Below are 22942 nucleotides of genomic sequence, written 5' to 3'. Positions count from 1 at the left end.
TCACGAAATCGGTCGACGTCGGGGGAAGCGGGGCTTCCATCCTCGACACCTGGCCGGTAAAGACAACCGTCTCAGCCGGGGGTTCCTGCCCCGGGCTCCCGCCGCGCCACGCGCCCCCAGTGACTGCCCGACAGCGCGTCGGCCAGCGTGCCACTCCAGGCCGAGCGAACGGGGGCGTCGGCGACGCGTGGCTGCCAGCAACCCCTGATGCATTCCACGGCATCGTCCGGTGGCCCCTCGACATCGGCCAGGGAGCGGCCCAGCAGGATCTTGACCGGGCGCCAGGCGGACACGGCATTGCAGAAGAACGCCTCTTCGGCGAGGGCCAGCCGCCCCGGCGCACAGGGAACGATGTCGGCAGACAGGCGCTCCAGCCACCAGCCCCGACGGGTGCCGGCAATGGCACCGTCGACGACGGGGGGCGTGCACCAGCGACTGCCCTCCCGCCAGAACAGGTTGCTCATGGTACCCGAAACCACCCGCCCCTCGGCATCGCGCATCAGGGCCTCGCCGGCCCCGGCCGGCATCCGCTCCTGGGCCATCACCTGCGGCAGTCGGTTGAGGTGCTTCAACCCGCGCAAGGGGGCGATCCCGGCGAGCCTCACGGGGCTCATCCCGACGACCAGACCCTCGCCGGGCAGTTCGGGCAGGGGACCGAAGACGGCCTCCACCGTCAGCCGGATCTCCGCCGGCCGTCGATAGCCACGACGACCCGGCCCCGCGGTGACCAGCAGCTTGCACACGCCATCGCGCCCCGGCTCGATGACGGCGTCGAGCGCCGCGAACACCCGCTCGGGAGATGGCTCCGGCAGCCCGAGGCGGGCCAGCCCGAACCGCAGGCGGGCGAAATGCTCGTCGAGGAGGAGGGGTCGGCCGGCCTGCACGAACAGCGTCTCGAACAGGCCGTCGCCGAAGGCCAGCCCCCGGTCGCTCAGCGAAAGGCGCCCGTCGCTCATGGCGCCGGCCTGCCCCGTTCGAGCGCCTCTTCCCCGCCCAGCGCATCGAGTACGCCCCGGGCCTTCTCGTAGGTTTCCTCCAGCTCGCGCCGGGACCGGGAATCGGCCACGATACCCGCGCCGGTACGGAATTCGCCGCGGCCGCCCCGCGCCAGGAAGACGCTGCGTATCAGGATGTTGCTGTCCATCGGACCGTGATTGGACACGTAGCCGACGCTGCCCGTGTAGGGCCCGCGCCCGCTGCGCTCCAGCTCGGCGATGATCTCCATGCAACGCACCTTGGGACAGCCGGTGATCGTTCCGCCGGGAAAGCAGGCGGCCAACGCCGCCACGGGCGAACAGTCGGGGGGCAGCTGCCCACCCACGTTCGAGACCAGGTGGTGCACGTGGGCATAGGATTCGACCACCATCAGTTCGTCGACCGACACCGTCCCCGGCAGGCAGACCCGGCCGAGATCGTTGCGCTCCAGGTCGATCAGCATCACGTGCTCGGCCCGTTCCTTGGGATGCCCCTTGAGCTGCTCGACCAGTGCCCGGTCACGTGCCGGGTCCGGGTCGCGCCGCCGGGTCCCGGCGATCGGCCGTGTCTCGGCATGCCCGCCGGCCACGCGCAGCAGGCGCTCGGGCGACGAACTGAGGATCTCGCCCTCCTCCTGGCGGTACCAGGCCGCGAAGGGGGCCGGGTTTCGCCGGCACAGCGACCGGTAGACATCGCCCGACTCCACTCCGGCGGCAAGGGAGAACCGCCAGGCGTGCGAAAGGTTGGCCTGGAACACGTCGCCGGCGAACAGGTACTCGCGCACGCGCCGCACGACCGCCCGGTACGCCGGGCCATCGGGAGGCAGCAGTTCGTCGAGCGCGGGACGGACGCCCTCCCGGGTCACCCCGGAGGCCTGCCGCCAGGCGAGCCTCAGCTCGTCGGCCAGCCGGTGACCCTCCGGGCTGCCGTCGTGGACGAGGAGATCCTCGCCGGAATCGTGGTCCCGCACGAGGGCCGCCGGATGGTATTCGGCCACCGCCTGCGGAAAACCGGTCTCGTCGCCGAGGGCGAATCCGGGCAGGTCGAGACGGGGTTCGATCTCGGCGGCCATCTCGTAGGAGAGGAAGAAACTCCAGCCACCGAGAAAGGGGAAGGTGCCCGGCAGGGCATGGGCGGCCAGGACCGCCTGCCAGTCCTTCGAGGCCGCCGTCGCCGCATCCCGGGACAGTGCCTCGTCGAAGGCGTCGAGGAAACCGCTCGCCCCCCGGGCACGGCCATCGACCTCCACCATCCCGTCACTTCGACGGACGATGCGCCGGCCCGGGGCGGAGAACAGCAGCGACCAGCGGCTCAGCGGACCGCCGGCGGTGACGCTTTCGAAGAGGTGACTGGTCGCGGCACCCGCCTCGGCCACCACATCCGCGAGCTCCGGGGGAGCGCCGACCAGTCGTTCGACGTGCGGCGTGTCAGTCACGGGAATGCCGGGCGACTCGACCCGCCGTCACTCGGCCGATCGGCCGAAGATCAGCGTGCCGTTGGTGCCGCCGAAGCCGAACGAGTTGGACATGACCGTGTCCAGCCCCTCGACCCGGCGCGCCTCGTGGGGCACGAAGTCGAGATCGCAGTCCTCGGAAGGATTGTCGAGGTTGATGGTCGGCGGCAGGACCTGGTCGCGCAGGGCGAGTACCGAGAAGACCGCCTCGATGCCCCCGGCGGCGCCCAGCAGATGCCCGGTCATGGACTTGGTCGAACTGACCGGGCAGTTGACCGGCTGCTCACCGAACAGATCCTTGATGGCACGCACCTCGGTGCCGTCACCTGCCGGCGTGGAGGTGCCGTGGGCGTTGATGTGGCCGATGTCGCCCGCCGACATCTCCGCGTCCTTGAGCGCGGCCTCCATGCAACGCCGAGCGCCGTTGCCGTCCGGGGCCGGGAGGGTCATGTGATGGGCGTCCGAACTCATGCCGAACCCCTTGATCTCGCCGTAGATGCGCGCCCCGCGGGCTCGGGCGTGTTCCAGCGACTCGAGCACGACCACACCGGCGCCCTCGCCCAGCACGAAGCCGTCGCGATCGCGATCCCAGGGACGCGAGGCCCGCTCGGGGTCGTCGTTGCGGGTCGACAGCGCGCGGGCCGAGGCAAACCCCGCCACGCCCAGCGGCGAGACGGCCCCCTCGGCCCCGCCGGCGATCATGACGTCGGCGTCCCCGTAGGCGATCAGGCGCGCGGCCTGACCGATGCTGTGCGTCCCCGAGGTGCAGGCGGTGACGGTCGCGAGGTTCGGGCCCCGGAAGCCGTAGCGGATCGAGAGCTGGCCGGAGGCCATGTTGATGATCGCGCCGGGCACGAAGAACGGCGAGACGCGACGTGGCCCCTGGTTCTCGAGTGCCAGGGTGTTGCGCTCGATGCCCCCGAGTCCACCGATGCCGGAGCCGATGAAGGTGCCCACGCGATCGAGATCGAGCGAATCGCTGACCAGGTCGGCATCCTCGATCGCCTCGATGGACGCGCCCAGCGCGTAGTGGATGAAGGGCTCCATCTTCTTCACGTCCTTCGCCGGGATGAACGCGGTGGGGTCGAAGTCCTTCACCATGGCCGCGAACTGCACGGCCATCTTGCTGGCATCGAAGTGATCGATGGTGGCGGCCCCGGAGCGGCCGGCGAGGATCCCGTCCCAGGAATCCTTGACGTTGTTCCCCAGCGGCGTCACCAGGCCAAGCCCGGTGACCACGACACGACGTTTACTCATGGCTATCGTTTCCAGTTCGGTGAGCCCCGTCCGTAATGGAGCGGAGGCAGGCACCCGTCTCGGCCGCCCGGTTCCCGGCGGCGGGTACCAACGAAAAAACCGCGATCGGCACTCCCTTCAGGGGGCCGACACACGGTTTCCGGTCACGGGCGGGAAGCCCGTGAGACGCACAGGATGCTATCAGGCGTCCTTGTGGTTGTTGACGTAGTCAATGGCCTGCTGAACGGTGGTGATCTTCTCGGCTTCCTCGTCCGGGATCTCGCACTCGAACTCTTCTTCCAGCGCCATGACCAGCTCGACGGTGTCGAGGGAATCCGCGCCGAGGTCGTCAACGAATGAAGCTTCATTGGTGACTTCTTCTTCCTTGACGCCCAACTGCTCTACAACAATCTTCTTGACGCGTTCTTCAACGGTGCTCATTCGTATCGAACCTCTTCTGGTACAAACACAGCTTAAAAAAAACGATTTGGCCCGGCAGCCCGGGCCAACACTGCCCGGCATTCTATTGAAAACCGCCACGCAGACCAAATAAAAATGCATTGCCCGGAATAGCGCCCCTCACGGATGCGCCGGGCAAGGGATTCAACCCATGTACATCCCGCCGTTGACGTGGATGGTCTGGCCGTTGATGTAGGCGGCCTCCGGGGCGGCCAGGAAACGCACCGCCGAGGCGATCTCCTCGGGCTGACCCAACCGGCCGTTGGGGATGTTGCCCAGCAGCGCTTCCTTCTGCTTTTCCGGCAGGTCGCGGGTCATGTCGGTCTCGATGAACCCGGGAGCGACCACGTTCACGGTCACCCCGCGCGGGCCGAGCTCGCGGGCCAGCGACTTGGAAAAGCCCATGATGCCGGCCTTGGCGGCGGCGTAGTTCGTCTGCCCGGCGTTGCCTGTCGCGCCGACCACGGAGGCGATCGAGATGATCCGCCCCCAGCGGGCCTTGGCCATCGAACGCATCACCTTCTGCGACAGGCGGAAGACCGAGGTGAGATTGGTGTCGATGATCGCGTCCCAGTCGTCTTCCTTCATGCGCATCAGGAGCGTGTCGCGGGTGATGCCGGCATTGTTGACCAGCACGGCGACCGGCCCGAAGCGCGACTCGATCTCCTTGATCACGGCATCCACCTGGGCGGCGTCGGTGACGTCCAGCGCCATGCCGGCCCCGTTATCGCCCAGACGCTCGTCGATCGCCGCCGCGCCCTTCTCCGAGGTGGCCGTCCCGACCACCGTGGCGCCCGCGGTCGCCAGGGCGTCCGCGATGGCCGCGCCGATACCGCGCGATGCGCCGGTGACCAGCGCCACGCGCCCCTCGAGGTTGGCAAATTGGCTCGCTTGTTCAGACATGGATCTTCCTCGTGATGATTCCTGTTCGGTTGGCCCGTCCTGCTCGGCCCCGGCCTATTCGGTGCCCAGCGCCTTTTCCAGCGTCGCCTGGTCGAAGACGGGCTTGGCACCCATGCGGCGATCGATGCGGCGCGCCAGCCCGGTGAGCACCTTGCCCGGGCCGAACTCGACCTGGTCGCCGGCACCCATCGCCTGCATCGCCTGGACACAGGCGACCCACTGCACCGGCCGGAACAGCTGCTCGACCAACGCGGTGGCGATGGCCTCGGGCTTGTCGTGGGTCAGGGCATCCACGTTGTGGATCACGGGCACCTGCGGGGGACGGATGTCGACCTGCGCGATCTCGGCACGCAGCTGCTCGGCGGCCTCGCGCATCAGCGAGGAATGCGACGGCACGCTTACCGGCAGCAGGACGAAGCGCTTGGCGCCCTCGTCGGCGGCAAGCGCTTCGGCACGCTCCACGGCGGCACGGTCGCCGGCGATCACCACCTGGCCCGGCGCATTGAAGTTCACCGCCTCGCAGACGTCGCCGTCGGCGGCCTTGTCGCAGACGCCCCGCACGGCATCGTCCTCGAGGCCGAGCACGGCGGCCATCGCTCCCTGCCCTTCGGCCACGGCCGACTGCATCAGCTGGCCACGCCGGGCCACCAGGGCCACGGCCGCCTCGAAGTCGATCGATTCGGCCGCGACCAGGGCGGCATACTCCCCAAGGCTGTGCCCGGCGAGCGCGGCCGGGGTGGCGCCCCCCTGGCGACGCCAGATCTCCCACGCGGCAATATCGGCGGCCAGCATGGCCGGCTGGGTGCGCTCGGTCTGGTTGAGGGCCTCGGCATCGCCCTCGGCCACCAGGGCCCAGAGATCGTAGCCGAGCACATCGCCGGCGCGGTCGAATACCGCCTGCGCGATGTCCTCGTGTTCACCCCAGCCGCTGGCCATGCCGATCGACTGGGAACCCTGCCCCGGAAACACCCCTGCAATCATGCTCACGTCTCGCCGATGTTGAAAACGCGGCGATCTTACCACAGCCCGTTTCTCCTCCCGGAGGAGCGAAACGGCCCTGTCACATTCCTCGCGGAGACTGCCGCGCTTCACCGCCTTGCAGGGTTCACGGCATGCACATCCTGATGGTTTCGGACGTCTACTTCCCCCGGGTCAACGGGGTCTCGACGTCCATCCAGAGCTTCCGCCGCCACCTGGTCGACCAGGGTCATCGAGTCACCCTGCTCTGCCCCGACTACCCCGCCGACCAGCCCGGCCTGCAGCTCGTGGCCGACACGGAGCCCGACATCATCCGCATCCCGTCACGTCGCGCCCCGCTGGACCCCGAGGACCGCCTGATGCGCTGGCGCCCGCTGGCGAGCCTCGTAGAGACCTTCGTCGGGTCCGACGTCGATGTGGTACATGTCCACACGCCCTTCGTCGCCCACTACGCCGGCCGCCGGCTGGCCCGCCGGCTGGGTGTGCCGATGCTGGAGAGCTATCACACCTTCTTCGAGGAATACGCCGATCAGTACATCCCCCTGGTGCCCCGTGGCTGGCTGCGCTCACTGGCCCGCCGCTGGTCGCGGGCTCAATGCAACGTCGTCGACCACCTGATCGTGCCGTCCTCGCCCATGAAGGACACCCTGCTGCGCTACGGCGTGCGCAGCGGCATGACGGTGCTGCCCACCGGGATCGAGGACGATTCCCCCGCCCTGCCGGGGGACGCCGAGGCATTCCGCCGGCGCCACGACATTCCTGCCGAGGCCCCGCTGCTGCTCTACGTGGGGCGACTGGCCGGAGAGAAGAACATCGATCTGCTGCTCGACATGCTTCCCGGGGTGCTGGCCTCGCACGCCGACGCGATCCTGGCGATCGCGGGCGAGGGGCCGGCCCGCCCCCGGCTGGAACGCCGGGTGGCCGAGGGCGGCCTTAAGGCGGCGACGCGCTTTATCGGCTACATGCACCGCGACGGCGAACTGCAGGGCGCCTACCGGGCGGCGGACCTGTTCGTCTTCGCCTCGCGGAGCGAGACTCAGGGACTGGTCCTGCTCGAGGCGCTGGCCCAGGGGACGCCGGTGGTCGCCATCGCCGAAATGGGAACCCGCGACGTGCTCGACCCCGAGGGCGGCTGCGCCATCGCCCCGGATGACCCGGTCGGCTTTGCCGCCGCCGTGACCGGGCTGCTCGACCGACCCGACCGGCGGGCCGCCATGAGCCTGGCTGCCAGGCGGTACGCGCAGGGATGGTCGGCGCGGGTCATGGCCCGTCGGCTGGCCGATCTCTACCAGGGGACCACGGAAGGATTCGGCCGCTGAGGGAGGCTCGGCCGGGTCATCCGTTCGCGGTCTCGCGGACCAAGAGCAGCGAGCGACTCTCCCCGGCACGCGTTTCCCGGTGGACGACGAATCCGCCCGGCAAGGTCAAGGCGTCGATGTCCCCGCTCTCGACGAAGACACGGGCGTCGGGAGCAAGCCAGTCGGCGGCGGCCAGCCGGTCCAGGGCGGCCTGCAGCAGGCGGGGCTGGCGAAACGGCGGGTCGAGGAACACCAGGTCCACGCCCGGGCTCAGGTCGATCGGCGGGCGCTCCAGCCAGCGCAGCGCATCCATCGACCAGACCTCGTGGCGCTCGGGCTCGCAACCCAGTTGCGCCAGGTTGTCCTTGAGCGCGGCGACCACGCGGGGCGACTTCTCGACGAACCCGACCCAGCCGGCGCCGCGCGAGAGCGCCTCGAGGCCGAGCACCCCGCTGCCGGCGAACAGGTCCAGGCACCGCCAGCCGGCCACCGTCTGCCCCAGCCAGTTGAACAGCGTCTCGCGCACCCGGTCGGGCGTGGGGCGCAGGTCCCGTGCGGGGGTAAAACGCAGGCGGCGGGATCGCCATTCGCCGCCGATGATGCGGACCTGCTCGCTCTTCGACCGACGTCGTCCCCTGGGGGTGCTCGGCATGATCTACTCTCCTCCACTCGGATGGCCGCGTCGGCGGCGGTCGAACCGTAACGACTGCATGATAAACTCAAGCGATCCTCGCCCGGGCGGCCCGCGCCGGCCCGGGCCGTTCCACCCGATAGCCCCGTGACCGCTCGAGTCGCGCGGGCGTGGCAATCCCGACGGCGTTCGCGAATCGCCCCGGCAAGCGATCCGCCGCCGGGATTCACCCCGCGACGGGGCAGCGGGCCGGCGCGGAGACTCCGCCGGAATATGCAGGTACCATCGATTCATGTTCGGATTTCTCAGACGCAAGAAGCGCAAGGCTGAACCCGAGGTAGCCGAGGAGGTCACCTCGCCGGAACAGGCCACCACCACGACGGCCGGCGAGGCCCCGGTCGAGGGGCCCGCCCCCGTCACGGAAGCCGAGGCGGAAGCACCGGCCGCCGAGGCGACCGAGACGCGCGACGTGGTCGAGCCCACCGAGCCGCAAGCCGGGAAACCCGCCCCGGCGGAGCCGGCCCGGGAGGAACGCGGTTCCGGCTCCCTGTTCAGTCGCCTGACCAAGACCCGCAGCGGCCTGACCGAGGGGCTGGGCGAACTGTTCCTCGGCAAGAAGCAAATCGACGACGACCTGCTCGAGGAACTGGAAACCCGGCTGATCATGGCGGACGTCGGGCAGCAGACCACCACCGCGCTGATCGACGAGCTGACGCGCGAGGTCAGCCGCAAGCACATCGACGACCCCGAGCACCTGTTCGAGACCCTCTGGCGGCTGATGGTCCAGCGGCTGGAGGCCGTCCAGCCGCCCCGGCCGGTCGACCGGCGCCAGGACGGCCGACCGCACGTGATGGTGGTCTGCGGCATCAACGGCGGCGGCAAGACGACCAGCATCGGCAAGCTCGCCCACCGCTTCAGGCACGAGGGCCGCGAGGTCATGCTCGCCGCCGCCGACACCTTCCGCGCGGCGGCCGTCGAGCAGCTCATCCGTTGGGGCGAGCGCAACCAGATCCGCGTGATCGGCGAACCCGGCCGCGGCGACCCGGCCTCGGTGGCCTTCGACGCGGTTACCGCCGCCAAGGCGCGCGGCAGCGACATACTGATCGTCGACACGGCCGGTCGCCTGCATACCCAGTCCGGCCTGATGGACGAACTCTCCAAGCTCATCCGCGTGATCGGCAAGGCCGAGCCCGAGGCGCCGGACGAGGTGCTCCTCGTCATCGACGCGAGCATCGGCCAGAACGCGCTGGTGCAGGCCCGCCAGTTCAACGAGGCGGTCAACCTCACCGGGCTGATCGTCACCAAGCTCGACGGCACGGCCAAGGGGGGGATCGTCTTTGCCATCGCCGACGAACTGGGGCTGCCCATCCACTTCATCGGCGTGGGCGAGAAGGCCGAGGACCTGCGACCCTTCGAGCCGGCGGCCTTCGTCGACGCGCTCCTGGACCACCAGCCGGACTGATACCCGATGATCGAGTTCGCCAACGTCTCCCGCCGCTACGCCAACGGCCAGTTCGGCCTGCAGGACATCAGCTTCCGCCTGCCGACCGGACGCATGGCCTTCCTCACGGGGCATTCCGGGGCCGGGAAGTCGACGCTGCTGCGGCTTATCCCGGCCCTCGACCGCCCCACGTCGGGCAAGGTGATGATCGGCGGCTACGACCTTGGCCGGATGGGTCGCCACCAGTATCCCAAGCTGCGCCGCCAGATCGGGGTGGTCTTCCAGGACCACCACCTGCTGCCCGACCGCTGCGTGTTCGACAACGTCGCCCTGCCCCTGCAGGTCTCCGGCTACCTGCCGGGCGACATCCGGCGCCGCGTCGACGCCGCCCTGGACAAGGTCGGACTCAGGGACCGGCAGCGCGCGGCCATCGACGAGCTGTCCGGCGGGGAGCAGCAACGCGTCAACATCGCCCGCGCGCTGGTCAACCGCCCCCGCATCCTGCTTGCCGACGAGCCCACGGGCAACCTGGACCCGGAGCTCTCGCGGGACATCTTCAACCGGTTCTTCGAGTTCCACGCGGTGGGCGTGACCGTGCTGATCGCCAGTCACGACCTCGAGTTGCTCAAGCAGTTCCCGGTGCCGCGCATCGCGCTCAACCAGGGCCGGATCAGCGGATTCGAGGAGCCTGACGCATGAGCACGCACCCGGCTACGGACAGCCACGCCACCCGCGAGAAGAGCAGCCGCCCGCTGGCCACGTGGCGCCGCCACCATCGCCAGTGCCTGAAGGCGGCCCTCGCGCGGCTGGTCCGGCGCCCGGTCGGGGCCTGGGCCACCATCCTGGTGCTCGGCGTGGTCCTGAGCCTGCCGGCCCTGGTGATGACCCTCGGGCACCAGGTCGAACGCATCGGTGAACTGTGGATGGCCGACGCCGCCCGCATGGACGTCTACCTCGAAGCGGATGCCAGCGAGGCCGACCGGGAGGCCCTGACCGAGTGGCTCGAGAAGCAGGAGACCGTGGAGAGCCTGAACCTGATCTCCCCGGAGGCCGGGCTGCAGACCCTGGCCCTGCGCCTGCAGATCGACGGGTTGGATTCCATGGAATCCAACCCCCTCCCCTGGGTGGCCGAGCTAACGCTGCGCGACACCCGGATGGACACGCGCCTGGCCCTTGCCGAAGGCCTGCACCAGCAGCCCGCCGTTGACGACTTTTCCGCCGGCGGGGAATGGATCGAGCGACTCGAGCAGATCCGCAGCTTCTTCGACGAACTGGGCTGGTGGCTGCTCGTGCTGCTGGGCCTGACCGTGATCTTCGTGGTGGGCAACACCCTGCGCCTGGAACTGCACGAGCGACGCCGCGAGATCGCCCTGATCGCCCTGATCGGCGGCACCGAGCGCTACATGCTCCGCCCACTGCTCTACGACGGCGCACTCACGGGCCTGCTCGGCGGAGCGATCGCGGCCATTCTCGTCAGCAGCGCCCTCTCGATGGTATCCGGTCCGGTCCAGCGGTTCGCCGCCTCCTACGGTGCCGCCGTCGAGCCGGCCACCGACCCGGGGATCGTGGGTCTGCTCCTGGCGGCCGGCACCTTCCTCGGCTGGCTGTCGGCGCAGATCATCGGCCGCTTCTACATCGGGCGGCTGAGCACCCCCTAGGGAAGTTCTTCGCGAATCCGATACCGCTGAAGCGCGCCTTGATCACGAACGACTCGCCAGGCCAGAGTGGCAGTGGCATCGGATTCGTGCAGACCTTCCCTAGCAAAGCACTGACAAGCAGCGTACCGTGGTTTAGCCTTGAAGGATTCCTCCGTCGGCGAGCAAGGGAACTCCCGCGGCACTTAGCACTCTCATGGGCCGAGTGCTAAAATCCGGAGGTGTGACTATATTGGGACACGTGCAGCGAGACATGATGATGCAGCAAGCAGGCAACCGACTCCCCAAGACCGGCAATGCGCCCGAGCTGGGCGCGGCCGGCATGAGCATGCCGGTCGTCGGCGACTCCCTATCGCAATACCTCAACGAGGTACGGCGTCTGCCGGTCCTCAGCGTCGAGGAAGAGCAGGCGCTCGCGCGTGAACTGAAGGAGAAGGGCAACATCGAGGCCGCCCAGAAGCTGGTACTGGGTCACCTGCGCTTCGTCGTCCACATCGCGCGCAGCTACCGCGGCTACGGTCTGCCGCTGGCCGACCTGATCCAGGAAGGCAACATCGGCCTGATGAAGGCCGTCAAGCGCTTCGACCCGGACCAGAAGGTCCGCCTGGTGACCTTCGCGGTCCACTGGATCCGTGCCGAGATCCACGAGTACATCCTCAAGAACTGGCGCATCGTGAAGGTCGCCACGACGAAGGCGCAGCGCAAGCTGTTCTTCAAGATGCGCCAGATGAAGAACTCGCTCGGCTGGCTGACCAAGAGCGAGGCCGAGGCGGTCGCCGAGGAACTCGACGTGCCCGAGCGCGAGGTCATGACCATGGAGGCTCGCCTCTACGGTCGCGACATGGGCCTGGATTCCCCGGCATACGATGGCAGCGACGAGAGCGACGGCCCTTCCTACGAGCAGATCCTGGTCGACCAGGACGCGCTCTCGGTCGAGGACATCGCCTCCCAGCGAGACGAGGACGAGCGCGTCGAGGCCATGACCACGGCACTGGCGACCCTCGACGGGCGCAGCCGCGACATCCTCACACGGCGCTGGCTCGACGAGCCCAAGGCCACCCTGCAGACGCTGGCCGACGAGTACGGCGTCTCGGCCGAGCGGATCCGCCAGATCGAATCCGCCGCGCTCAAGAAACTGCGCACTGCCCTGCCCCAACCGGCGTGAGGCCGGCCCCGAGCCACCGGGGCTACCGCAAACAGAAAAAGCCACCGCACTGCGGTGGCTTTTTTCGTTCGGCCGGGACAACCGCCGCGCGAGACGCGCGACCCGATGCTCAGCCGAAGAAGATGACGCTCAGGAAGGCCAGCCAGGAGAAAATGATCAGGCCGATGGTGAACGTGAAGGCAAAGTTGTCGAAGTTGAAGAATTCTTTCATGTGAGGCTCCTCCCTTAACTGCGACCTATCGTAAACCAGCGCGAAGGCAAAGTCACTAGTCACCCCGGGGTCATTCGCCGCGCCCTGCCTTTTTGCCCGGATCGGCATTCTCGTCCCCTTTCGCCGCCTCGTCGGATTCATCCTGGTTGGTCGGGATGCGCGGGTCGTCGTCATCCATGAGGATGCGGTGCGCCGGACCCTCGAGGTCCTCGTACTGGTTGTTGCGAATGGCCCAGAAGGCGGCCCAGACCAGGCCGGCGACCACCAGCATGCTCAGCGGCACGAACAGAAACAGGACTTCCATCACGCTCCTCCGTCACCGGGCACTGCCCGGCCTGAGGTTTTCCGAACCGGCCGGGGCCAACGCAAAAAGGCCCGCAGCGGGGCGGGCCTCGATCCCCGGCCCCTTGACCGGGATTGTCCCCGCACGGCGGCGGGGATTCAAATCGCAGCCTCGATCAGGCCATCTGCGCCTGGCCACTGGCCGCGCGCAGGGCCGCGATGCGCTCGTCGAGCGGCGGGTGCGACATGAACAGCCGGCCGAAGTTGCCGCCCCGGCCGAAGATGCCGAAGGCGGTCATCTGGGCGGGCATGTCCGAGGGACGGTCGTAGTTCAGCTTCAGGCGCTCGAGCGCGGCGATCATCTTGTCTCGGCCGGCCAGGCGAGCACCGGCATCGTCGGCACGGAACTCGCGCTGGCGAGAGAACCACATGACGATGGTGCTGGCCAGGATGCCGAAGACGATCTCGGCGACGATGGTCGTGACGAAGAAGCCGATGCCCGGCCCTTCCTCGTTCTTCAGCAGCACGCGGTCGACGAAGAAGCCGACGATGCGGGCGAAGAAGATGACGAAGGTGTTCACCACGCCCTGGATGAGCGTCAGCGTGATCATGTCGCCGTTGGCGATGTGACCGACCTCGTGGCCCAGCACGGCCTCGGCCTCGTCGCGCGTCATGCTCGAAAGCAGCCCCGTGGACACGGCGACCAGCGCCTTGTTGCGGCTCGCGCCGGTGGCGAAGGCGTTGATCTCGGGCGAGTCGTAGATCGCGACCTCCGGCATGCCGATGCCGGCCTCGCGGGCCTGGCGCTGCACGGTCTCGACCAGCCAGCGCTCGCCCTCGTTGCGCGGCGTCTCGATCACCTGCGCACCGACGCTCCGCTTGGCCATCCACTTGGAGATCAACAGCGAGATCAGCGAACCGCCGAAGCCGAACAGCGCGGCGAAGATCAGCGTGGCGGTCAGGTTGATGGTACCCGCCTCGTAATCCATCGTCCGGCCGATGCCGAAGACGCTGGAAATCACGAACCAGACGATCATCAGGACCACGATGACGGCCAGGTTGGTCAACAGGAACAAGCCGATGCGTTTCATCTCTACCTCTGGAATTGGATGATCGGGTTGGGGATCTCACGGTTGGACGGGCGACCGATTACCCCGTCGGACACCCTCGACCCCGGGTACCTCGGCAGTCGCTCCGCATTCGGGTGGAATGCCGGAGCGATGTCCGTGGCCCCCGGGGCCGCAGTGAAAGCCTATCTCAATCTGGGGTGCGGCGCTCGGTTTTCAAGACGCGACCCCCGACGATGAATCAGACCGTGGGGGCAGATGGCGGTTCCCGAGCACGGGGCGTTAGCCGCGCCGCTCGGCTTCCAACGCGTCCACCCGGGTGAGCCCGCGCGGCAGACTGCGACCGCGGGTGGCACGCTTGCCGCGGTAGAGCTCGAGGTCGGCCGGCTTGACGGTCATGGTACGCGCGCCGGCGGTCACCCGGAGTGCATCGCCCTCCCCCAGCGCGGCCACGTCGACGACCCTCGCCCCGCTCTTCAGCGCCACGAGCTTGTTGCCCTTGCCCTTGGCAAGCACCGGCAGCTCCTCGGCATCGATCACGAGCACGTGGCCATCGCTGGTCGCCACCGCCAGGCGGTCGACGTCCTTGTCGAAGGGTTCCGGCTTGCCCGGCGCCTGACCCTTGGGCAGGGTCAGCACCTTCTTGCCGGCCCGCTGCCGGCCGACCAGGTCGCCCATGGCGGTGATGAACCCGAACCCCGCCGGCGACCACAGCAAGAGCCGCTGCTCGGGCTCGCCGATGGCCAAGGCGGTGAAGCGGGCCCCCGACGGCGGGCTGACCCGACCGGTGACCGGCTCGCCCTGCCCCCGTGCCGACGGCAGCGTGTGAGTCGCCAGCGTGTAGGCCCGCCCGGTGTCGTCGAACACCACCACCGGCTGGGTGGAGCGACCGGCGACATGCGCCTGGTAGGCATCGCCGGACTTGTATGACAGCGACTCGGGGTCGACGTCGTGCCCCTTGGCCGCACGAATCCAGCCGTTGTGACTCAGCACCACGGTGACCGGCTCGGCGGTCATCAGCCGGGTCTCGTCCAGCGGCTGGGCGGACTCTCGCGTGACCAGCCGCGAGCGCCGGACATCGCCGTATTCCTCGGCATCGGCAATCAGCTCGTCGCGCATCTTCCCGCGCAGGGCCGTCTCGTCGGCCAGCAGCGTGCGAATACCCTCGGCCTCCTCGGCCAGCTCGGCCTGTTCCTTCTTTACTGCGATCTCCTCGATCCGCGCGAGCTGGCGCAGGCGGATCTCGAGGATGGACTCGGCCTGCAGCTCGGTCAGCTCGAATTTCGCGATCAGTTCGGCCTTGGGGTCCTCGGCCTCGCGGATGATCGCGATCACCTCGTCGATGTTGAGAAAGGCGATCAGCAGGCCGGCGAGGATCTCCAGGCGCCGCTCGATCTTCGCCAGGCGCCATTCCAGCCGCCGCCGGAGCGTGTCCTGGCGGAAGGCCAGCCACTCGGCGAGGATCTCCTTGAGATTGAGCACCCGCGGACGACCGTCGGCGGTGATCACGTTCATGTTGATCCGGTAGCTCTTCTCGAGGTCCGTGGTCGCGAACAGGTGCGCCATCAGGGCCTCGATGTCGACCTGGCGGCTTCTCGGCACGATCACCAGGCGGGTGGGCGACTCGTGGTCCGACTCGTCGCGCAGGTCGGTGACCAGCGGCAGCTTCTTGGCCTGCATCTGCCCGGCGATCTGCTCGAGGACCTTGCTGCCGGAGACCTGGAACGGCAGCGCGGTGATGACGATCTGGCCGTTTTCCATCTCGTAGCGCGCGCGCTGGCGCACGTTGCCGGTGCCGTTCTCGTACATCCGGCGGATGTCCGCCGGCGGCGTGATGATCTCGCCCTCGGTGGGGAAGTCCGGACCCTTCACGTGCTTGCACAGCGTGGCGACATCCGCCTCGGGATCCTCGATCAGGGCGACGCAGGCGGCGACCACCTCCTTGAGGTTGTGCGGCGGGATGTCGGTGGACAGCCCCACGGCGATGCCGGTCGAGCCGTTCAGGAGCACGTTGGGCAGCCGCGCCGGCAGCAGGGCAGGCTCTTTGAGCGTGCCGTCGAAGTTGTCCACCCAGTCGACCGTGCCCTGGTCGGCCTCGGCCAGCAGGGTCTGCGCGTAGCGGGTCAGGCGCGACTCGGTGTAGCGCATCGCCGCGAACGACTTCGGGTCGTCGGGCGAGCCGAAGTTGCCCTGCCCGTCGATCAGCGGGTAACGGTAGGAGAACGGCTGGGCCATCAGCACCATGGCTTCGTAGCAGGCCGAGTCGCCGTGCGGGTGGTACTTGCCGAGCACGTCGCCGACGGTTCGCGCGGACTTCTTGTGCTTGGCCAGCGCCGAAAGCCCCAGCTCGCTCATGGCGTAGACGATCCGGCGCTGCACGGGCTTGAGCCCGTCGGCGACGTGCGGCAGCGCCCGGTCGAGGATCACGTACATGGCGTAGTTGAGATACGCCTTCTCGGTAAAGGCGCCGATCGACTGGCTTTCGAAATCGTTGGTGCTCTGGTCTTCGAACATGGTCAGCCACTTGGTGATTGCGGAATCGCCGCGGTGCGGCGGGATCGGGGAGTCGCCCGATACAGTGCCACGATTCCGGCCAGGGAGAACAGGGCCGGCGGCAGGATGGTGCTCAGGATGGGCGAGATCCCGTAGGCGGGGGCGAGCGCCGTGACGATCTGGGTCAGCGTCATGTAGGCCACGCCCAGGATGATCGCGATGAACAGCCAGCGCCCGGCCGAACCGCCACGCTGGGCGACGAAGACGAACGGCAACGTCACCAGCAGCATGGCGAGCACGGACACCGGCTGGACCACCCGCGCCCACATGGCCGTGGCGTAGACGGCCGCGTCGAGTTCGTTGCGCTCGAGGTAGGCGACGTACTCGGACAACTGTGCAACGTTCATGTAGCGCGGATTGAGCGCCACGATCTCGAGGATCCGGCGTTCGAACAGTCGTTCGCCTTCCATCAGCGCGTGCCGGGTCACGTCCAGCGGCTGCTCGGGATCGGCGATCGGCATGCGCGTGTCGACCACATCTTCCAGTCGCCAGCTCTCCCCGCCTTCGCTCCGGGCCCGTTTTGCCTGGATCACCCGCTCGGGCAGCCCCTCCGGCGACAACTGGAACACGCGAATGCCGCTGAGATGGCCGTCGACCATGGCGCGCTCGACATTGATGATCCGGTCACCGTTGCGCAACCAGAGCCCGGTGGACAGGTCGGCACTGACCTCTTTCTCCTGCGCCGAGGCCCGCATGCTGTGGGCCTCGGCCTGGCCCCAGGCGCCGATGGTCTCGCCCATCAGGGTACCCAGCGCGGCGAGGATCACGCCGGCGACCAGCACCGGGCGCGCCAGCCGCAACAGCGACATGCCGGTCGCCCGCATGACGGTCAGCTCCGAGTGCGCCGCCAGGCCGCCGAGGGTCAAAAGCCCGCCGACCAGCACGGTGACCGGGAACAGCTCGTAGAGATACCCGGGCAGGCCCATGCCCACGAACATCATCGCCTGCCACAGCGTGTAATCGGGCCCGATCTTGCTGGCCTCGTCGATCATGCCGAACACGAGGATGAGCACGGCGAAGGCGGCGGAGGCCGCCAGCCCGCCGGTCACCACGTGGCGCACCAGGTATCGGTCAAGCGTGTTCACGGCGCAGCATCCATTGTCGTTTCACGCGTCCCCAGCCACCCCGGGCCGACCAGAACAGGAGCCCCCACAACAGCATGAACAGCCCATGGGCGACCAGCAGACCGCCGAGCAGCCCCAGGGTGCCGTCCTCGATCCGGTCGGAGACCAGCGGGATCACGTTGAAGTACAGGGCATAGATCAGGAAGGCCCAGAAGAGCCGGCCGTACCGGCCGCTTCTGGGCGGGGCCTGCGCCAGCGGGATGGCGATCAGCACCAGCACCAGCGCGATGATGCCCTGCGAGATGCGCTCGAACAGCTCGGCCCGGTCGTTCGGGTTGCCCGAGGCCCACAGCTCACCGGAACTGCGCACGCTGACCTGCCGGTCGTCATCCTCGGGCTGACCCGGCAGGCGCATGAGGTGTCGCTCGAAGTCCAGCCGGTTCCAGTCGGACTGGCCGATGACGCCACCGATGCGCCGACCGTCCTCGAGCGCGATGTAGCGCTGGCCATCCTCTTCGGCCATCACCGCCGTGGGCGCGCTCTCGACCGCGATCGAGCCGTCCTCGGACTCGTCGAAGAGGAAGATGCGGCGGTACGTGCCGTTCTCGACCCCGCCGACGTAGGCCACCAGGCGGCCGTCGTTGGCCTCGATGAAGCGCCCCACCGGCACCTGCTGGCCGACGTAGTCCGACTGGGCGCTTTCCACCATGCTGTCACGCGCCTGCTCGGCCATCGGCCAGCCGAACAGGGCCACCCAGCCGGTGAACAGGGCCAGCGGCACGGCCAGGGGCAGCAGTGCGCCGGTGATGCGCCACAGGCCGAACCCGCTGCTGCGGATGATGGTCTGCTCGCTGTCGCGGTTGAGGCGGCCGAGCGCGAACATCAAGCCGATGAACAGGGCCACCGGAAAGACGTACATCAGCATCTTGACCAGGTTGAAGCCCAGGAGCACCGGCACCAGGTCGGCCGGCAGCGACCCATCGGCGGCCAGCGACAGGGCGCGCGCCAGCAGGTTTGTGCCTAGGATCAGCATCAGGACGATGGCCACCGCCGAGATGGAGATCAACGCCTCCCTGCGCAGATAGCGGGCCAGGATCACGCGGTCAGTCAGCCAGGTTGCGGGCGATCAGACCGTAGCGCAGCCGGTCGCCGAAGCCTTGCGCCCCCTCGGGCAGGCGCAGGCGCACCCGCCAGCCACCGCCCGGGGCCTCGTCCAGGGGCTGCCCCTCCAGCGTCTGCATCTCGGCGAGCCGGTCGACCCGGTTACCGTCGGGCAGCAGGAAGGTGATCTCGTCGCCAACCTTGAGCTTGTTCTTGACCTCGACCTGCGCCCAGTCGCCCTCGATGTCACTGATCTCGCCGACGAACTGCTGCTGCCGGCTCTTGGAGATTCCCTCGATGTAGTTCTGGTATTCCTGCGTGTGGTGGCGCTGGTAGAACCCGTCGGTGTAGCCGCGGTTGGCGAGGTTGTCGAGATCGGCGATCAGCGACTCGTCGAACGGCCGGCCGGCGACCGCGTCGTCGATCGCCTGGCGGTAGACCTGTGCGGTACGCGCGACGTAGTAATGCGACTTGGTGCGCCCCTCGATCTTCAGGCAGTCCACGCCGATGTCCACCAGCGCCTGTACGTGCTCGACGGCGCGCAGGTCGCGCGAGTTGAGGATGTAGGTGCCGTGCTCGTCCTCCTCGATCGGCATCTGCTCGCCCGGGCGGCTCTTTTCTTCCAGCAGATAGACCTGGTCGGCCAGCGGATGGCGTTCCTGGTCGCCCATCGCGCCATCCGTCATCGGATTGGCGGCGTGCAGGGCATCCAGCGAGATCGGCTGCTCGGGTGCCGGCTCCGGGCGCACCACCCCGGAAATGTCCTCGGAGGCGTTCTGCGGGGTGTACTCCCAGCGGCAGGCATTGGTGCAGGTGCCCTGGTTGGGGTCGCGGTGGTTGAAGTAGCCCGACAGCAGGCAGCGCCCCGAGTAGGCGATGCACAGCGCGCCGTGGACGAACACCTCGAGTTCCATGTCCGGGCACTTTTCGCGGATCTCGCGGATCTCGTCGAGCGACAGCTCGCGCGAGAGGATCACGCGGGTCACGCCCACCGACCCCCAGAACTTCACCGTGGCCCAGTTGACCGTATTGGCCTGTACCGAGAGGTGGATGGGCATCTCGGGGAAGGCCTCGCGCACCATCATGATCAGGCCCGGGTCGGCCATGATGAAGGCATCCGGCTTCATCGCGACGATCGGCTCCATGTCGCGGATGAAGGTCTTGAGCTTGCTGTTGTGCGGCGAGAGGTTGACGGTGACGAAGAACTGCTTGCCGGCGGCGTGCGCCTCCTCGATGCCGATGCGCAGGTTGTCCTCGAGAAAGTCGTTGTTCCTCGCGCGCAGGGAATAGCGCGGCAGGCCGGCGTAGACGGCATCCGCGCCGTAGGCGAAGGCGTAGCGCATGGATTTCAGCGTCCCGGCCGGGGACAGGAGCTCGGGCGCCCTGCGACGTCCCGAAGGGCTCTGGCTGGAGGCCTGTGTCATGGTGGGCTCCACGAAAATCGGGTTTGGCGCGCGATTCTAACAGGTTGTTCCAAGGGAACCGTGGACCATCGAGCGGGGCAGGATCCGTTACCCGGCAACGGGCGGCAGTAGAGGCCAGGCGTCAGGTCGGCGTGGCGCGGCCAGAACCCCGGTATCCACCTAGTACAACGTCCGCCTCTGCCGTTCGTCCAGCCCGTCGTCGTAGGCCTCGGCCCGGATGGTGGAATCCGGGACCCCGGCGAGCATCTCGCCGGGGCTGGGTGTCCCTGCCGCCAGCTCCCGGGAATCCGGGTCCCAGAGCTTTGCCCGCAGCACCGCGCGGGCGCACTGGAAGAACACGCTCTCGACCTCGACGACGATCACGCACTTCGGCGGCTTGCCGTGCATTGCGCTGCGCTCGAGCAGGTCGGGGTCGGTGGTGATGCGCGCCCGGCCGTTGACGCGCAGGGTCTCGCTCTTGCCCGGCACCAGGAACAGCAGCCCGATGCGCGGGTCGTCGACCAGGTTGCGCAGGCTGTCGATGCGGTTGTTGCCCTTTCGCTCCGGCAGGAGCAGGTGCTTCTCGTCGATCACCTCGACGAAACCCGCCGGGTCGCCGCGCGGCGTGCAATCGAGCCCACCCGGCCCGGCGGTCGCCATCAGGTAGAACGGCGAGGCCTCGATCATCTGCCGGTAGACCGGCACGATGCGGTCGACCTCCTTGTGGATCGCCGCCTCGCCCGGCGCGTCGAACAGGGCCTCGAGCTCCGCAAGCGAGGTGATCTGATTGTCGTCCAAGTGGCCTTCCTCCAGCCGGTTGTCAAGTCAGCGGATCGATTCCAGCGACTGCTCGCGCACGAAGACCTCCGGCTTGATCACCGCGTAGCCCTGCTGCTGGTAGTGCACCAGGTCGGTGAACGCCGACGGCACGATGGTGATGAAGTCCTGGAAGTCCTCGGGCGCGTAGTCGTAGTCCTCCGCGGCCAGCGCACAGACGCGGAAATCCACGCCCAATTCGCTGTAGTAGCGCATCCGCGAGACCGCGTCAGCGTACTTTTCCTCGTTCTTCTTCGCCACCGTGACGATCTCCGTGCCATGGATGATGACCACGATGTCCATGTCCAGTCCCGGGTCCATGTTGTACGGGCTCGCCTGCAGGGGATTGATCAGCGAGCGGATCCAGAAGAGTGCCGCGTCGATCTTCTGCGGATCGTCCAGGAAGAAGTCGTAGACCACCTGCGGCGGCTCGTAGTCCGGCGTGATCACCTTCGCCTCGGCGCGAACCGCCGTCGAGGTTCCCAGCAGCCAGAGCAGCAACATCATCCCGACAAGTGCCAAGCCGCCTTTCCTGTGACTGATCGTCGATGTCATGGTCCACCCCTCCCGTCTGTGCGGACCGCTTGCATCGCCGCCGGTCAACGGAAACGACGGGGTGGCCCACTACCCCCGAGGGCACGGTCAGTGCCCTTACCCTGAGCGTAGGCCATGGCGAGGGACAAATCCGGGACAGATCAGACCCTTGCGGGCGCCGGGTTAGCCCTCGCGGCGACGGCGACAGATCGGCGTGTCGTCCGGATTCTCCACGGCATCGGCAATCCGCGAGACGAACTCGGCCAGCTCGTCGGCACTGATCACCGAGAGGATCCGGCTGACGACCGAGGGATCCATCTCGGCGAAGGTCGAACCGCCGTCACCCAGCTGCACCCAGACCCCGGCCGAGACATCGGTCTCCGCCTCGCCACTGGCGAAGAGCTCGGCCTCCGCCGCCTGGGTGTCCTCCTCGTACCACTCCTCGATCTGCTCGAGCAGATCCTCGTCGGTGTCGTCCGGAATCGCGATGGTGGTCGCCTCTTCGGCGATGGGGTCCTCGCTCACCTTCACCTCGAGACCCAGCTCTTCGAGTCGCTTGACGAATCCGGCACCACGGTCCGGGGTCAGAAAGGTGAATTCGTACATAGGTCAGCTCTCTTCGGTCGTCGGTTTGCCAACACGGGCGGTCCGGCCAGGCCGGTCGCCACGCGCGAACGGTTTGGTATCCTAGCCGATCAACCGACGTCCAACCATCATCCGGAGCCCGATCCATGACGTTCTCGCGCGCCTACCCCGCCCATCGGCCACGCCGCATGCGCCGCGACGCCTTCAGTCGTCGCCTGATGCAGGAGAACACGGTCTCGAGCAACGACCTGATCCTGCCGGTGTTCGTGCTCGAGGATCCGAACGGGCGCGAGCCGGTCGAATCCATGCCGGGTGTCGAGCGTCTCGGGATCGAGAACCTCTCGCGGCTCGCCGAACAGGCCCTCGAGCTGGGCATCCCGGTACTGGCGCTTTTCCCGGTCACCCCGCCCGAGGCCAAGTCCGAGCAGGCCGAGGCCGCCTTCGATCCGGACGGCCTGGTCCAGCGCACCGTGCGCGCGTTGAAGGAGCGCTTCCCGGAACTCGGGATCATGACCGACGTGGCCCTCGATCCCTACACCACCCACGGCCAGGACGGCATCGTCGACGCGAGCGGCTACGTGCTCAACGACGAGACCGTCGAGGTGCTGGTCCGCCAGGCCGAGTCCCACGCCGATGCCGGCGCCGACATCGTCGCCCCCTCCGACATGATGGACGGGCGCATCGGCGCGATCCGCGCGCAACTCGAGGCCAGGGGGCACATCCACACCCGCATCATGGCCTACAGCGCCAAGTACGCCTCCGCCTTCTACGGGCCGTTCCGCGACGCGGTCGGCTCGGCGGCCAATCTTGGCAAGGCCGACAAGACCACCTACCAGATGGACCCGGCCAACGGCGACGAGGCCCTCCACGAGGTGGCCGCCGATCTGGCCGAGGGCGCGGACATGGTGATGGTCAAGCCGGGCATGCCGTACCTCGACGTCATCTACCGGGTGAAGCAGGAACTCAAGGCACCGACCTTCGCCTACCACGTCTCCGGCGAGTACGCGATGCTCAAGGCCGCCGCGGAGCGCGGCTGGCTCGACTGGGACAAGTGCATCATGGAGACCCTGATCGGCTTCAAGCGCGCCGGTGCCGACGGCGTGCTCACCTACGCGGCCATGGACATCGCCCG

At 68.1% G+C, this 22942-nt stretch carries 22 protein-coding genes; 6 read left to right on the top strand and 16 right to left on the bottom strand.

All coding sequences use genetic code 11. The features are described 5' to 3' along the window. Window positions 1-71: 71 nt before the first annotated feature. The 6 genes from ACLFMY_RS02120 to fabD form a co-directional block, all read right to left on the bottom strand. Window positions 72-956, bottom strand: coding sequence for an aminotransferase class IV (locus ACLFMY_RS02120; RefSeq protein ID WP_410762866.1), 885 nt, complete (start codon window positions 954-956; stop codon window positions 72-74). Further along, the gene (locus tag ACLFMY_RS02115) at window positions 953-2410 is read right to left on the bottom strand and encodes a chorismate-binding protein (protein WP_410762865.1); all 1458 of its coding nucleotides are present in this window, start codon (window positions 2408-2410) and stop codon (window positions 953-955) included. Before ACLFMY_RS02115 ends, ACLFMY_RS02120 begins: the two co-directional genes overlap by 4 nt. Before the next feature lie 27 nt (window positions 2411-2437). After that, the gene (gene fabF, locus ACLFMY_RS02110; protein ID WP_410762863.1) at window positions 2438-3685 is read right to left on the bottom strand and encodes a beta-ketoacyl-ACP synthase II; all 1248 of its coding nucleotides are present in this window, start codon (window positions 3683-3685) and stop codon (window positions 2438-2440) included. A gap of 180 nt (window positions 3686-3865) precedes the next feature. Then, on the bottom strand, window positions 3866-4105 hold the full coding sequence (acpP, locus tag ACLFMY_RS02105) for an acyl carrier protein (RefSeq protein WP_058575544.1): 240 nt from the start codon (window positions 4103-4105) through the stop codon (window positions 3866-3868). Between the two features lie 162 nt (window positions 4106-4267). Further along, entirely contained in the window at window positions 4268-5026 is a 759-nt protein-coding gene (gene fabG / locus ACLFMY_RS02100; protein WP_410762862.1) for a 3-oxoacyl-ACP reductase FabG, read from the bottom strand. Between the two features lie 54 nt (window positions 5027-5080). After that, window positions 5081-6007 carry an ACP S-malonyltransferase gene (fabD, locus tag ACLFMY_RS02095; RefSeq protein WP_410762861.1) on the bottom strand — a complete coding sequence of 309 codons (927 nt, stop codon included), beginning with the start codon at window positions 6005-6007 and terminating at the stop codon, window positions 5081-5083. Window positions 6008-6138: 131 nt separating this feature from the next. Here fabD and ACLFMY_RS02090 point away from each other — a divergent pair, with 131 nt between their 5' ends. Then, window positions 6139-7323 (top strand): glycosyltransferase, encoded by a 1185-nt coding sequence (locus ACLFMY_RS02090; protein WP_410762860.1) that lies wholly within the window; start codon window positions 6139-6141, stop codon window positions 7321-7323. Between the two features lie 16 nt (window positions 7324-7339). On the opposite strand, the gene rsmD is transcribed toward ACLFMY_RS02090, so the two are convergent. Continuing rightward, window positions 7340-7954, bottom strand: a complete 615-nt coding sequence (gene rsmD / locus ACLFMY_RS02085) for a 16S rRNA (guanine(966)-N(2))-methyltransferase RsmD (protein ID WP_410762859.1) — start codon at window positions 7952-7954, stop codon at window positions 7340-7342. A 271-nt stretch (window positions 7955-8225) separates the two neighbouring features. On the opposite strand from rsmD, the gene ftsY reads away from it, so the two are divergent. The 4 genes from ftsY to rpoH all read left to right on the top strand — a co-directional run bounded on the left by ftsY (window position 8226) and on the right by rpoH (window position 12194). Then, the gene (ftsY, locus tag ACLFMY_RS02080; protein ID WP_410762858.1) at window positions 8226-9395 is read left to right on the top strand and encodes a signal recognition particle-docking protein FtsY; all 1170 of its coding nucleotides are present in this window, start codon (window positions 8226-8228) and stop codon (window positions 9393-9395) included. Between the two features lie 6 nt (window positions 9396-9401). Continuing rightward, on the top strand, window positions 9402-10073 hold the full coding sequence (gene ftsE, locus ACLFMY_RS02075; RefSeq protein WP_410762857.1) for a cell division ATP-binding protein FtsE: 672 nt from the start codon (window positions 9402-9404) through the stop codon (window positions 10071-10073). Beyond that, complete coding sequence (locus tag ACLFMY_RS02070) at window positions 10070-11032, top strand: cell division protein FtsX (protein WP_410762856.1); 963 nt, start codon at window positions 10070-10072, stop codon at window positions 11030-11032. Before ftsE ends, ACLFMY_RS02070 begins: the two co-directional genes overlap by 4 nt. A gap of 253 nt (window positions 11033-11285) precedes the next feature. Continuing rightward, on the top strand, window positions 11286-12194 hold the full coding sequence (gene rpoH / locus ACLFMY_RS02065) for an RNA polymerase sigma factor RpoH (RefSeq protein ID WP_410762876.1): 909 nt from the start codon (window positions 11286-11288) through the stop codon (window positions 12192-12194). Between the two features lie 281 nt (window positions 12195-12475). Here the strand turns inward: rpoH and ccoS are convergent, their stop codons facing one another. From ccoS to ACLFMY_RS02020, 9 genes are all read right to left on the bottom strand, one after another. Beyond that, the gene (gene ccoS, locus ACLFMY_RS02060) at window positions 12476-12709 is read right to left on the bottom strand and encodes a cbb3-type cytochrome oxidase assembly protein CcoS (protein ID WP_410762855.1); all 234 of its coding nucleotides are present in this window, start codon (window positions 12707-12709) and stop codon (window positions 12476-12478) included. Window positions 12710-12863: 154 nt separating this feature from the next. Beyond that, window positions 12864-13778 carry a protease HtpX gene (gene htpX, locus ACLFMY_RS02055; protein WP_410762854.1) on the bottom strand — a complete coding sequence of 305 codons (915 nt, stop codon included), beginning with the start codon at window positions 13776-13778 and terminating at the stop codon, window positions 12864-12866. Window positions 13779-14036: 258 nt separating this feature from the next. Further along, window positions 14037-16268, bottom strand: coding sequence for a DNA topoisomerase IV subunit A (parC, locus tag ACLFMY_RS02050; RefSeq protein ID WP_410762853.1), 2232 nt, complete (start codon window positions 16266-16268; stop codon window positions 14037-14039). Between the two features lie 2 nt (window positions 16269-16270). Beyond that, window positions 16271-17392, bottom strand: coding sequence for an LPS export ABC transporter permease LptG (lptG, locus tag ACLFMY_RS02045; RefSeq protein WP_410762852.1), 1122 nt, complete (start codon window positions 17390-17392; stop codon window positions 16271-16273). Beyond that, on the bottom strand, window positions 17379-18470 hold the full coding sequence (gene lptF / locus ACLFMY_RS02040) for an LPS export ABC transporter permease LptF (RefSeq protein WP_410762851.1): 1092 nt from the start codon (window positions 18468-18470) through the stop codon (window positions 17379-17381). The genes lptG and lptF overlap by 14 nt, the downstream gene beginning before the upstream one ends. A gap of 4 nt (window positions 18471-18474) precedes the next feature. After that, a complete protein-coding gene (yegQ, locus tag ACLFMY_RS02035) occupies window positions 18475-19896 on the bottom strand; it encodes a tRNA 5-hydroxyuridine modification protein YegQ (RefSeq protein WP_410762850.1) in 1422 nt (473 codons plus the stop codon). 159 nt (window positions 19897-20055) lie between these two features. After that, on the bottom strand, window positions 20056-20673 hold the full coding sequence (locus ACLFMY_RS02030) for a pyridoxamine 5'-phosphate oxidase family protein (protein WP_410762849.1): 618 nt from the start codon (window positions 20671-20673) through the stop codon (window positions 20056-20058). A 27-nt stretch (window positions 20674-20700) separates the two neighbouring features. Continuing rightward, window positions 20701-21213 (bottom strand): DsrE family protein, encoded by a 513-nt coding sequence (locus ACLFMY_RS02025; protein ID WP_410762847.1) that lies wholly within the window; start codon window positions 21211-21213, stop codon window positions 20701-20703. 195 nt (window positions 21214-21408) lie between these two features. Further along, window positions 21409-21831, bottom strand: a complete 423-nt coding sequence (locus ACLFMY_RS02020; RefSeq protein WP_410762846.1) for a hypothetical protein — start codon at window positions 21829-21831, stop codon at window positions 21409-21411. 125 nt (window positions 21832-21956) lie between these two features. Between ACLFMY_RS02020 and hemB the strand changes: the two genes are divergently transcribed. Continuing rightward, window positions 21957-22942 (top strand): porphobilinogen synthase (gene hemB / locus ACLFMY_RS02015; protein WP_410762845.1); only part of this gene is annotated, 986 nt, incomplete at its 3' end.

Source organism: Guyparkeria sp., from assembly GCF_046545975.1.
Classification (GTDB): domain Bacteria; phylum Pseudomonadota; class Gammaproteobacteria; order Halothiobacillales; family Halothiobacillaceae; genus Guyparkeria.
This window is presented reverse-complemented; position numbering and strand designations above follow the sequence as displayed.

Excerpts from the sequence above, each read along its gene's own strand:
- ACLFMY_RS02120 (WP_410762866.1), bottom strand. The coding sequence starts at position 956 with ATGAGCGACGGGCGCCTTTCGCTGAGCGACCGGGGGCTGGCCTTCGGC.
- fabF (WP_410762863.1), bottom strand. The coding sequence starts at position 3,685 with ATGAGTAAACGTCGTGTCGTGGTCACCGGGCTTGGCCTGGTGACGCCG.
- acpP (WP_058575544.1), bottom strand. The coding sequence starts at position 4,105 with ATGAGCACCGTTGAAGAACGCGTCAAGAAGATTGTTGTAGAGCAGTTG.
- fabG (WP_410762862.1), bottom strand. The coding sequence starts at position 5,026 with ATGTCTGAACAAGCGAGCCAATTTGCCAACCTCGAGGGGCGCGTGGCG.
- fabD (WP_410762861.1), bottom strand. The coding sequence starts at position 6,007 with ATGATTGCAGGGGTGTTTCCGGGGCAGGGTTCCCAGTCGATCGGCATG.
- ACLFMY_RS02090 (WP_410762860.1), top strand. The coding sequence starts at position 6,139 with ATGCACATCCTGATGGTTTCGGACGTCTACTTCCCCCGGGTCAACGGG.
- rsmD (WP_410762859.1), bottom strand. The coding sequence starts at position 7,954 with ATGCCGAGCACCCCCAGGGGACGACGTCGGTCGAAGAGCGAGCAGGTC.
- ftsY (WP_410762858.1), top strand. The coding sequence starts at position 8,226 with ATGTTCGGATTTCTCAGACGCAAGAAGCGCAAGGCTGAACCCGAGGTA.
- ftsE (WP_410762857.1), top strand. The coding sequence starts at position 9,402 with ATGATCGAGTTCGCCAACGTCTCCCGCCGCTACGCCAACGGCCAGTTC.
- ACLFMY_RS02070 (WP_410762856.1), top strand. The coding sequence starts at position 10,070 with ATGAGCACGCACCCGGCTACGGACAGCCACGCCACCCGCGAGAAGAGC.
- rpoH (WP_410762876.1), top strand. The coding sequence starts at position 11,286 with ATGATGCAGCAAGCAGGCAACCGACTCCCCAAGACCGGCAATGCGCCC.
- ccoS (WP_410762855.1), bottom strand. The coding sequence starts at position 12,709 with ATGGAAGTCCTGTTTCTGTTCGTGCCGCTGAGCATGCTGGTGGTCGCC.
- htpX (WP_410762854.1), bottom strand. The coding sequence starts at position 13,778 with ATGAAACGCATCGGCTTGTTCCTGTTGACCAACCTGGCCGTCATCGTG.
- parC (WP_410762853.1), bottom strand. The coding sequence starts at position 16,268 with ATGTTCGAAGACCAGAGCACCAACGATTTCGAAAGCCAGTCGATCGGC.
- yegQ (WP_410762850.1), bottom strand. The coding sequence starts at position 19,896 with ATGACACAGGCCTCCAGCCAGAGCCCTTCGGGACGTCGCAGGGCGCCC.
- ACLFMY_RS02020 (WP_410762846.1), bottom strand. The coding sequence starts at position 21,831 with ATGTACGAATTCACCTTTCTGACCCCGGACCGTGGTGCCGGATTCGTC.